The 10004-nt window shown below is 65.7% G+C and carries 9 protein-coding genes and 2 rRNA genes (1 of these 11 only partly in view); 6 read left to right on the top strand and 5 right to left on the bottom strand.

The window, feature by feature from the left end; all coding sequences use genetic code 11:
* From C996_RS0102060 to C996_RS0102050, 3 genes are all read left to right on the top strand, one after another.
* Positions 1–971: ribosomal RNA gene (locus C996_RS0102060) — 23S ribosomal RNA — on the top strand (it extends 1908 nt beyond the left edge of the window).
* A gap of 111 nt (positions 972–1082) precedes the next feature.
* A 5S ribosomal RNA gene (rrf, locus tag C996_RS0102055) occupies positions 1083–1198 on the top strand.
* A 137-nt stretch (positions 1199–1335) separates the two neighbouring features.
* Positions 1336–1542, top strand: coding sequence for a hypothetical protein (locus tag C996_RS0102050; RefSeq protein ID WP_026279164.1), 207 nt, complete (start codon positions 1336–1338; stop codon positions 1540–1542).
* Positions 1543–1738: 196 nt separating this feature from the next.
* On the opposite strand, the gene C996_RS0102045 is transcribed toward C996_RS0102050, so the two are convergent.
* From C996_RS0102045 to dapA, 3 genes are read right to left on the bottom strand one after another with little or no spacing between them, the layout of a single operon-like run.
* Complete coding sequence (locus C996_RS0102045; RefSeq protein WP_018865811.1) at positions 1739–2509, bottom strand: MBL fold metallo-hydrolase; 771 nt, start codon at positions 2507–2509, stop codon at positions 1739–1741.
* A gap of 21 nt (positions 2510–2530) precedes the next feature.
* Positions 2531–3697 carry an outer membrane protein assembly factor BamC gene (gene bamC / locus C996_RS0102040; RefSeq protein WP_018865810.1) on the bottom strand — a complete coding sequence of 389 codons (1167 nt, stop codon included), beginning with the start codon at positions 3695–3697 and terminating at the stop codon, positions 2531–2533.
* Between the two features lie 8 nt (positions 3698–3705).
* Positions 3706–4584, bottom strand: a complete 879-nt coding sequence (dapA, locus tag C996_RS0102035; protein WP_018877304.1) for a 4-hydroxy-tetrahydrodipicolinate synthase — start codon at positions 4582–4584, stop codon at positions 3706–3708.
* Between the two features lie 228 nt (positions 4585–4812).
* Here dapA and C996_RS0102030 point away from each other — a divergent pair, with 228 nt between their 5' ends.
* From C996_RS0102030 to C996_RS0102020, 3 genes are read left to right on the top strand one after another with little or no spacing between them, the layout of a single operon-like run.
* A complete protein-coding gene (locus C996_RS0102030; protein WP_018865808.1) occupies positions 4813–5367 on the top strand; it encodes a glycine cleavage system protein R in 555 nt (184 codons plus the stop codon).
* A gap of 57 nt (positions 5368–5424) precedes the next feature.
* A complete protein-coding gene (locus C996_RS0102025; RefSeq protein ID WP_018865807.1) occupies positions 5425–5901 on the top strand; it encodes a peroxiredoxin in 477 nt (158 codons plus the stop codon).
* A 32-nt stretch (positions 5902–5933) separates the two neighbouring features.
* Positions 5934–7352, top strand: a complete 1419-nt coding sequence (locus C996_RS0102020) for a PhoH family protein (RefSeq protein ID WP_018865806.1) — start codon at positions 5934–5936, stop codon at positions 7350–7352.
* A gap of 322 nt (positions 7353–7674) precedes the next feature.
* Here the strand turns inward: C996_RS0102020 and queD are convergent, their stop codons facing one another.
* Both queD and dxs read right to left on the bottom strand, forming a co-directional pair.
* Positions 7675–8058, bottom strand: coding sequence for a 6-carboxytetrahydropterin synthase QueD (gene queD / locus C996_RS0102015; protein ID WP_018865805.1), 384 nt, complete (start codon positions 8056–8058; stop codon positions 7675–7677).
* A 42-nt stretch (positions 8059–8100) separates the two neighbouring features.
* Positions 8101–10002: a 1-deoxy-D-xylulose-5-phosphate synthase gene (gene dxs, locus C996_RS0102010; protein WP_019584089.1), complete on the bottom strand. Its 1902-nt coding sequence runs from the start codon at positions 10000–10002 to the stop codon at positions 8101–8103.
* Positions 10003–10004 lie beyond the last annotated feature (2 nt).

The following is a 10004-nucleotide window of genomic DNA, read 5'->3' as shown; positions in this document are numbered from 1 at the left end:
CGAAATTCCTTGTCGGGTAAGTTCCGACCTGCACGAATGGCGTAACGATGGCGGCGCTGTCTCCACCCGAGACTCAGTGAAATTGAAATCGCAGTGAAGATGCTGTGTACCCGCGGCTAGACGGAAAGACCCCGTGAACCTTTACTACAGCTTCACACTGAACTTTGAGCTTGTTTGTGTAGGATAGGTGGGAGGCTTTGAAGCCGGGACGCCAGTCTCGGTGGAGCCAACCTTGAAATACCACCCTGGCAAGTTTGGAGTTCTAACCCAGGCCTGTAATCCAGGTCGGGGACCGTGTGTGGTGGGTAGTTTGACTGGGGCGGTCTCCTCCCAAAGAGTAACGGAGGAGTGCGAAGGTACCCTCAGCGCGGTCGGAAATCGCGCGACGAGTGCAAAGGCATAAGGGTGCTTAACTGCGAGACAGACACGTCGAGCAGGTGCGAAAGCAGGTCTTAGTGATCCGGTGGTTCTGTATGGAAGGGCCATCGCTCAACGGATAAAAGGTACTCCGGGGATAACAGGCTGATACTGCCCAAGAGTCCATATCGACGGCAGTGTTTGGCACCTCGATGTCGGCTCATCACATCCTGGGGCTGAAGCAGGTCCCAAGGGTATGGCTGTTCGCCATTTAAAGTGGTACGCGAGCTGGGTTTAGAACGTCGTGAGACAGTTCGGTCCCTATCTGCCGTGGGCGTCGGAGATTTGACAGGATCTGTCCTTAGTACGAGAGGACCGGGATGGACGCACCTCTGGTGTTCCGGTTGTCACGCCAGTGGCACTGCCGGGTAGCTAAGTGCGGAAGGGATAACCGCTGAAAGCATCTAAGCGGGAAACCCACCTGAAGATGAGATCTCCCTGGACCCTCGAGGTCCCTGTAGGGCCGTTGAAGACTACAACGTTGATAGGCTGGGTGTGGAAGCGCGGTAACGCGTGTAGCTAACCAGTACTAATTGCCCGTGCGGCTTGACCATATAACACCCAAAGTGTTGGTGGTCTCGTCTGACACATCACCAAGTACACAAGCCTAGAATGCATTCCGAATTCAGACGACTCGGCACAAGCCGGGTTATCTGGCCAGTTTGTCTGGCGGCAATAGCGAGTAGGAACCACCCGATCCCATCCCGAACTCGGAAGTGAAACTGCTCTGCGCCGATGGTAGTGTGGGGCCTCCCCATGTGAGAGTAGGTCACCGCCAGGCATTAATCCGAAGCCCGATTCCCAGTCATGGGGGTCGGGCTTTTTTTATGGGCGCTTTCGAGGCAGGCTTGGATACAAGGTAACGCGATGCTCGTTGTGGCGGGTGCGGCACTTGGCCACAGCAGGTGGGGAGGTATTGTGCGAGGAAAAAGGACCGATGGTGGGCTGGTGATCGTAGGGCTTGTACTGCTCGGGATCGGGCTCTACGCAATTTTCGGCGGCCAGCTGGCGTTTACGCCGATTGCGCCAAGGGAAGGCGCGGGATTCGGCGGACCGCTGGCAATGATTATCGGGGTGGCGTTTGTTATTGGCGGGCTCTATTTCCTGCGGGAATCGCGGCGCTAAAAACGGTCTGTTCAGAGGTTGCCGACTGAGCGCGGCGGATACGGGCGGTGTAGTCGATCTGGCCTGGGCGGGGTAAGAGCGCGCTGTGTCCTCAGTCGATGCGGAAGTGGGCCCTGCGGTCGGGCGACTGCGGGCGTGATGCCGCGGGAGGGATGTTCGGCCAGTCCAGCCCGGGTGCGTCAGGCCAGGTCGCGTGTCAGGCGGGTGCGGTGGTGCGCCAGCCGAAGCCCTGGTCCTGGGTTGCGATATCGACGTCGGAGGGGGTACAGCCGAGCCCGTCTGCGAGGGCCGTTCGGGCAAGCGCTTCATCGTTGTTGTCGGTTGAGAGATGCATCCCGATGACGTGCCGGAGGCGGGACTGGTCGATGTTGCGCAGCAGCTCGGTGGCGGCATGATTGGGTAGGTGCCCGTAGCCCCCGCCGATGCGGCGCTTCAGGGATGCGGGATAACGCCCGGCGGCGAGCATGGCTGGGTCGTGGTTGCACTCCAGCAAGAGGGCATCCGCGCCACTCGCCATCGCGACCATATGGGGCGAGATATGCCCGGCATCGGTCATCAGCACCAGTCGGTGGTCTCCGTCGGAGAGGGCGAACTGAGTGGGCTCGCGCGAGTCGTGGGGCACGGTGAAGGGGCAGACCCAGGCGTCGTCGATGTCCAGCGGGGCGTCGGCCTGGATCTCCTGGACGTGTGCGAAGCCATCGTCGCGGGCCGCCAGGCGGGTGCCCGGGCTGGTGAAAACGGTGAGGTCGTACCGCCGGGACAGCGGGCCCGCGGCGCCGATGTGGTCCGTATGCTCGTGGGTGATCAGGACGGCGGTCAGGTCGCGGGGTGCAAGATCGACCCGGGCCAGGCGACGTTCGAGTTCCTGGACAGAGAAGCCGCAGTCGACAAGGAGACGGGTCGCCCCGATCTCCACGACCAGGGCATTTCCGGCGCTGCCGCTGCCGAGGGAGCAGAAGCGGATCATCGCGTCGGCACCGCGGAGGGATTAACGGAGAATCTGCTGTTCGATGCGGTCCAGCACGAATTCCGCATCGCGACGCCGGAGGGGGTCCCCGTCGATATCACGGGCCTCGATGCGGAGGTCGCCGTCGCCCACGTCGGTCAGGCGGACCTGGTAGCGTTCGTTCTCGCGACGGTCTCCGCCGCGACCGAAGATGCGACTGAAGAACCCGCCGCTTTCGCCTTCGCCGACCACGTCGGGGCGATAGGTCACCTCGAAGGTCCCGGTGTCACGATCCTGCTCGTCCACCAGCAGCCCGGCGCGATCCAGGAGCGTCCCCATTTGCGCCCACATCCGGTCGAAGGCGCTGCCAATGACCAGCACGGGCTGGCCTTCGAGTTCCGTCTGGTGCAGTTCGGTCGGGCGGTCCCCGATGGTCTCGGCGACCCGGGCGCTGCCTTCCGGCATTTCGCCGGTGGCAAGGAAGACGCGAAGGCGATTGAGCATCTCGGCTTCCAGTTCCGGGTCAGAGGGCCGCATGGCCCAGCGCCAGGTTTCGCCCTCGGGCTCCTCGGACGCGCCCCGGTGGGATATGTAGATCGCGGAGTGCCCGTTGTCGCGTTCGACGCGAAGCCGGTACTTGTCCCGGGTGTTGGCGTCGTATACGTTCCCAAGGGCCCGCGCGAAGATGTTCTGGCTGCCCCGGAGCGGGATGCCGGCACGGTCCTCGGCCCATTCCGTCTCCATGATGCCGACCTGGGGCTCGTTGCGTTCCAGGCGCAGATTCTGGCTGTCCCAGAAGGCGGCAAGGCGATCCCACAGTTCCTCCGGGGGCGCCTCGACGCTGAGCCAGCGGACGCTGCCTTCGCGCATCAGCTGGACCTCGGCGGACTCGGGGAGGACGCGGGCATCGGTCTGCACCGGTGCGGTGGTGTCGGCCGGCTGGCGCTGCTGCTGACGGGCCTGGGAGTACTGCTGCATCTCGCGGGCGCTGACGCGCTCGCCCGGCGCATCCGGGATGCGGTAGGCGCGCTCGCTGTCGGGGGCGATGAGGTCCGGCGGGACTTCGAGATTGTCCATCTGCCGGCTCATTTCGTACTGGGGACCGGTCTGGCGGTCGCCCGAGGTGGAACACCCGGCGATGGCGAGGCTCGTGGCCAGGGCAAGGGCGGTGCGCGTCGCGCGGCGGCGGAGCGGGGCGGAGTGTTTCATGTCGGGGTTCAGACCTCTATGCCGGCCTGGCGCATGGCGTCCAGGACCGGCGCATGGAAGGGTTCGGACAGCGGAGTCAGGGGGAGACGGATACCGTCCTCCATGAGTCCCATGCGATGCAGTGCCCACTTGACCGGAATCGGGTTGGCCTCGAGGAACAGCGCGGAGTGCAGGCCGTCCAGCTGGCGGTTGATCGCGCGCGCCTCGTCCGGTCGGCCCTCGCGGACGGCGCGGCACATGGCCGCCATCAGACGGGGGGCGACATTCGCGGTGACCGAGATGATCCCGTGGCCACCCGCCAGCAGGAAGGCGAGTCCGTTGCCGTCATCGCCGCTGTACAGGTCCATGCGGTTGCCGACCCGCGCGACTAGTTCGGCGGTCCGCTCGTTACTCGCCGTGGCCTCCTTGATCCCGATGATGTTCGGGATATCGGCCAGGCGTTCCACGGTTTCGGGCAGCAGATCCACCGCGGTCCGGCCGGGGACGTTGTACAGGATCTGCGGGATGTCGACGGCCTCGGCGATGGCCTTGTGATGCAGGTAGAGGCCTTCCTGAGTCGGCTTGTTGTAGTACGGGGACACCAGAAGGCAGGCGTCCGCGCCACCTTCCTTCGCGCAACGGGTCAGCGCGATGGCCTCGCGCGTGGAATTCGCGCCGGTGCCCGCGATCACCGGGAGGCGCCCGGCCACGGTCTTCACCGTGTGGGCAATCGCCTCGCAGTGTTCGTCGAAATCGAGGGTCGCGGATTCGCCGGTGGTGCCGACCGCGACAATGGCATCGGTGCCGGCCTCGATGTGGAATTCCAGGAGCCGATCCAGCGCCGGCCAGTCCAGGCTGCCGTCCGCGTGCATCGGGGTCGCCAGTGCGACCATGCTGCCTTGAAACATCGACTCCTCCAACATCGGGAATGGTGCAGTCTAACGGGCGGGTGACAAGGCATTCAAGATTCCCGCGGCCGGCATGCCACCGATGCCCGGTTTCGCGCGGCGCGACGCCGTTGGCGCCGCCCGGGCAAGGTGGTATGTTGCGAGCCATCATGCCTGTTGTCGCTTTCATGCCGAGTCCCTCCCGGGAATGGCGCGCCCCCGTTCCCGCACGCCGCCGGCGGGTGCCGCATGGCTGAAGTGGTCGGCACGGGTGCCCATACCCACCTGATCCTTAACCTGATCGGGCCCGACCAGCCGGGTCTGGTCTCCAGCGTGACCCGCGTGATCGTGGATACCGGTTGCAATCTCGAATCGAGCCGAATCACGGTCGTGGGCGGGTACTGCTGCATGGCGCTGAGTGCCAGCGGCAACTGGAAGACCCTTGGCACGCTGGAATCGCGTCTGGAACGGCTCGAAGCCGAGATGGGGCTGGTGGTGGTGGCCCGCCGCGGGCCACTGGAGGAGCGCGCCGAGGCCGCCATGCCGTATGCCGTGGATGCGGTAGCCCTGGATGCGCCGGGCCTGCTGAATGCCCTCGCCGATTTCTTCACCAGCCGCGGGGTCAATCTGCGCGACGTTCAGACCCGGGTCTACATTGCCCAGCAGACCGGGGCGCGCATGTTTGCGGCCAACATGGTGGTGGATATCCCCGCCGGGCAGCACCTCGCCAGTCTGCGCGGCGAATTCATGGATTTCTGTGACGAACTGAACGTGGATGGCGTGCTGGACCCGATCAAGGCCTGAAGCCGCCGGGCACGCGGCCTTCCGCTTCGAGACCTACGAATCAAGGAGCAACGCCTGATGAGCATCGCAATCGACCAACCCGTCCCCGCTGACCTGCGCGTCCCGGCGACCGGCGACCAGACCCTGGGCCCGGCCGACTTCCAGGGCCGGATCGTGGTCCTCTACTTCTACCCCAAGGACAACACGCCGGGCTGCACCAACGAGAGCCGCGACTTTGCCGCCAATCTGGATGCCTTCCAGGGGGCCGGCGCCGTAATCCTGGGTGTGTCGCGCGACAGCGTGAAGAGCCACGAGAACTTCCGCACCAAGCAGGAACTGCCGTTCGACTTGTTGAGCGATGGCGACGAGACGCTGTGCAATGCCTTCGATGTCATCAAGATGAAAAACATGTATGGCAAGCAGGTGCGCGGCATCGAGCGCTCCACCTTCCTGATCGATGCCGACGGCGTGCTGCGCAAGGAGTGGCGCAAGGTGAAAGTGCCGGGCCACGTGGACGAGGTCCTCGCGGCGGTGCGCGAACTCGCGGGGAGCTGACCCCCTTACCCTACCCCCGTTCCGGAGGTGCCATGAACGCGACCGACCAGGATCCGAAACGCCTGCTTGTCCTGGACACCAATGTCCTGATGCACGACCCCACGGCGCTGTTCCGGTTCAAGGAACACGACATCTTCCTGCCCATGGTCGTGCTCGAGGAGCTGGATCGCGGCAAGAAGGGGGTTTCCGAGGTCGCGCGCAACGTGCGCCAGGTCTCGCGCTTCATCGACGAACTCACCACCGGCGCGCAGCACGAACAGATCGCCGCCGGGCTGCCCCTGCAGGCCGACTCCCTCAGCGAGTCGACGTTTGCACCCAGCGGCCGCCTGTTCTTCCAGACCCGCAATCTCAACGCCAGCCTGCCGGCCTCCCTGCCGGGGTCCTCGGCCGACAACGACATCCTCGCCACCGCCCAGGCGCTGAAGTCGGAATACCCCGATACCCCGGTCACGCTGGTGTCCAAGGACATCAACCTGCGCATCAAGGCCGCGGTGATCGGCCTGCACGCGGAGGACTATTACAACGACCAGGTGCTGGACGATGTCAGCCTGCTGTTCTCGGGCATGACCGAGCTGCCGGCGGATTTCTGGGAGACGCACGGCACCAGGATGGACTCCTGGCAGGAATCCGGGCGTACCTACTATCGCGTGACCGGGCCGCTGGTCAGCGAGTGGCAGCCCAACCAGTTCGTCTACCGCGAGGGGGAGAACCCGCTATCCGCGATCGTGCTGGAGATCGACCAGCCGAACGAGTCCGCGGTGATCGAGCTGGTTGACGACTACATGACCCCGCGTCACAGCGTCTGGGGCATCAATGCCCGCAATCGCGAACAGAACTACGCACTCAACCTGCTGATGGATCCCGAGGTGGATTTCGTCTCCCTGCTGGGCGCCGCCGGTACCGGCAAGACCCTGCTGACCCTGGCCGCCGGCCTCGCGCAGACGCTGGAGGACAATACCTACAAGGAGATCATCATGACCCGGGTCACGGTTCCGGTGGGAGAGGACATCGGATTCCTGCCCGGGACCGAGGAAGAGAAGATGACACCCTGGATGGGGGCGCTGATGGACAACCTGGAGGTGTTGTCCAAGTCCGAGGGCGCCGGGGAATGGGGCCGTGCGGCGACCAACGACGTGCTGACCAGCCGCATCAAGATCCGCTCGCTGAATTTCATGCGCGGACGCACCTTCCTCAATCGCTACATCATCCTGGACGAGGCGCAGAACCTGACCTCGAAGCAGATGAAGACCCTGATCACCCGCGCCGGACCGGGGACCAAGGTGGTGGCGCTGGGCAACATCGCGCAGATCGACACCCCGTACCTGACCGAGACCTCGTCCGGCCTGACCTACGTGGTGGACCGCTTCCGCAACTGGACCCACAGCGGGCATATCACACTGACCCGCGGCGAGCGCTCGCGGCTGGCGGACTACGCCTCGAATCATCTGTAGACGGTGGGTAAGGCACGCCCGGGGGCGGCAACGGAGCGGGAAACGGGCACCGTCATTGCGACGCCCCGCAGGGGCCGCGGCAACCTCCGGAGGCTGGTGGTGAGCCAGCTATGGAAGCAGATGGTTCCGGACGGAGTTCGCCACGTCGCTTCGCTCCTCGCGATGACGATACGAGTCCGTGTCGTTGCGAGGCCGTGACAGGGGCTGCGGCACTCTCTGGTGGCTGGCGCGGTGACGGGGTCTGCTGGTTTCGGACGCAGGTTGCCGCGTCGCCTTCGGCTCCTCGCAATGACGGTGCCTGTGCTGGCGCCGATGGGTCGGCTCAGCCGTCCTCGCTGTAGCGTACGCAGGCGCGGTCGGTCTCCCACAGGGTCAGGGCATGCATGCGCAGGCCCGGGCGGTTCAGGCGTTCCGCCATCTGGCGGAAGAACCACTGCGCGATGTTCTCGGCGGTCGGGTTGACCGTGTCGAACGGCGGGACATCGTTCAGATAGCGATGATCCAGCTGCCCGGCGATCTCGCGCGCTGCGGTCTTGACCACCTTGAAGTCCACCGCCATGCCGGCGTCGTCCAGGGTCTCGGCCTGGACCTCGGCCTCCACCTTCCAGTTGTGCCCGTGCATGTTCGCGCACTGACCCGGGTAATCGCGCAGGGTGTGCGCGGAGGCAAAGTCGGTCAGGACGCGGAGGGTGTAGCGGGCACTCATGATCTTTTCCGGGCGAGCGGCCGTCGACCGGCCGGGGTTTTGTCAGCCCGCGAAGCCTAGCCGGCCGCCGTCTTCCGCGCAATTCTCCTGCCCGGATGCGTGGCGAATCGCGGCCAGCACGCCAGCGGTGTCGAGACCGCAGTCGGCCAGGATCTGCTCGCGTGAGCCGTGTTCGGTGAAGACGTCCGGGATGCCCAGGACCTGGCAGGGCAGGGTCAGGCCCTCGGCGGAAAGCCATTCCAGCACCGCGCTGCCGGCGCCGCCGGCACGGGCGTGGTCCTCGAGGGTCACGAAGCCGTCGTGGCTGGCGGCCAGTCGCGCGAGCACGTCGGTATCCAGCGGCTTGATGAAACGCATGTTCACCACGGTGGCGTCCAGCGCCTCGCCGGCGGCCAGGGCGGTGTCCAGCAGGGTGCCGAAGTTGAGGATCGCCAGGCTCCGGCCTTCGCGCACGACCTCGGCTCGGCCGACCGGCAGGGTCTCCAGGTCTTCGGGGCCACCGTCCGGTAGCTCGCCGGGCCCGCCGCCGCGCGGGTAGCGCACCGCCGCCGGACCCTCGTGGGCGTAGCCGGTGGACAGCATCTGGCGGCACTCCCGTTCGTTCGCGGGAGCCATCAGCAGCATGTTGGGGACCGTGCGCAGCAGTGCGGTGTCGAAGGTGCCGGCATGGGTCGGGCCGTCGGCGCCCACGATCCCGGCACGGTCCACCGCGAACAGCACCGGGAGATTCTGCAGGGCGACATCATGGATCACCTGGTCCATGGCCCGCTGCAGGAACGTCGAATAGATCGCGACCACGGGCTTCTGGCCCTCGCAGGCCATGCCGGCGGCCAGGGTCACCGCGTGCTGTTCGGCGATTCCGACATCGAAATAGCGTTGCGGAAACTGCTCCGAGAAGGCGACCAGGCCGGAGCCCTCGCGCATCGCCGGCGTAATACCCAGCAGGCGCTCGTCGGCCGCCGCCTGATCGCACAGCCACTGGCTGAAGATGTCGGTGTAGGTGGGAGCCTTCGGGGCCGCGGGGGCCAGGCCATTGGCCGGCTCGAACTTGGACACGCCGTGGTAGCGGCAGGGGTCTTCCTCGGCCGGTGCGTAGCCCTGGCCCTTGCGGGTGACCACATGCAGCAGTTGCGGGCCCTGGGTGGTGCGCAGGTTCTTCAGGATCGAGACCAGACCGTTGACGTCGTGTCCGTCCACCGGGCCGAAGTAGCGAAAACCCAGTTCCTCGAACAGGGTGCCGGGCACGAACATGCCCTTCATGTGTTCCTCGGCGCGCTGGGCGAAGGCCTTCATCGGCGGGACGAATTCCAGCATGCGCTTGGAACCCTCGCGTACCGAGCTGTACAGCGGGCCCGACAGCAACCGCGTGAAGTACTGATTGAGCGCGCCGACGTTGGGCGAGATCGACATGTCGTTGTCGTTCAGGATGACCAGCAGATTGCAGTCGAGGTCGCCGATGTGGTTGAGCGCCTCGAAGGCCATCCCGGCGGTCATCGCGCCGTCGCCGATCACCGCCACGTGGCGGCGGTCCAATCCGGCGTGCTTCGCGGCCAGGGCCATGCCGGCCGCGGCACTGATGGAGGTGCTGGAGTGGCCGGCCCCGAAGGCGTCGTATTCGCTCTCCGAGCGCTTGGGGAAGCCGGCCAGGCCGCCATACTGGCGCAGACCGGCCATCCCTTCCCGGCGCCCGGTCAGGATCTTGTGGGCGTAGGCCTGATGCCCCACGTCCCAGACGATGCGGTCGTCGGGGGTGTCGAAGGCGTAGTGCAACGCGATCGCGAGCTCCACGGTCCCCAGGTTGGCGGCCAGGTGCCCACCGGTGCGCGAGACGCTCTCGATCAGGAACTGGCGCAGCTCGCCGGCGACCCCGGCGAGTTCCGAGGCCGGGCGCTCCCGCAGGTCGGCGGGCCATTGGATTGCATCCAGCAAGGGGGTTGGGGTCATCG

This window comes from Thioalkalivibrio sp. ALE25 (genome assembly GCF_000377285.1).
Lineage (GTDB): Bacteria > Pseudomonadota > Gammaproteobacteria > Ectothiorhodospirales > Ectothiorhodospiraceae > Thioalkalivibrio.
The sequence above is the reverse complement of the archived record's forward strand: the minus strand, read 5'-3'. Positions and strand labels throughout refer to the sequence as shown.

Excerpts from the sequence above, each read along its gene's own strand:
- dapA (WP_018877304.1), bottom strand. The coding sequence starts at position 4,584 with ATGTTTCAAGGCAGCATGGTCGCACTGGCGACCCCGATGCACGCGGAC.
- C996_RS0102020 (WP_018865806.1), top strand. The coding sequence starts at position 5,934 with ATGAACGCGACCGACCAGGATCCGAAACGCCTGCTTGTCCTGGACACC.
- bamC (WP_018865810.1), bottom strand. The coding sequence starts at position 3,697 with ATGAAACACTCCGCCCCGCTCCGCCGCCGCGCGACGCGCACCGCCCTT.
- C996_RS0102045 (WP_018865811.1), bottom strand. The coding sequence starts at position 2,509 with ATGATCCGCTTCTGCTCCCTCGGCAGCGGCAGCGCCGGAAATGCCCTG.
- C996_RS0102025 (WP_018865807.1), top strand. The coding sequence starts at position 5,425 with ATGAGCATCGCAATCGACCAACCCGTCCCCGCTGACCTGCGCGTCCCG.
- queD (WP_018865805.1), bottom strand. The coding sequence starts at position 8,058 with ATGAGTGCCCGCTACACCCTCCGCGTCCTGACCGACTTTGCCTCCGCG.
- dxs (WP_019584089.1), bottom strand. The coding sequence starts at position 10,002 with ATGACCCCAACCCCCTTGCTGGATGCAATCCAATGGCCCGCCGACCTG.
- C996_RS0102030 (WP_018865808.1), top strand. The coding sequence starts at position 4,813 with ATGGCTGAAGTGGTCGGCACGGGTGCCCATACCCACCTGATCCTTAAC.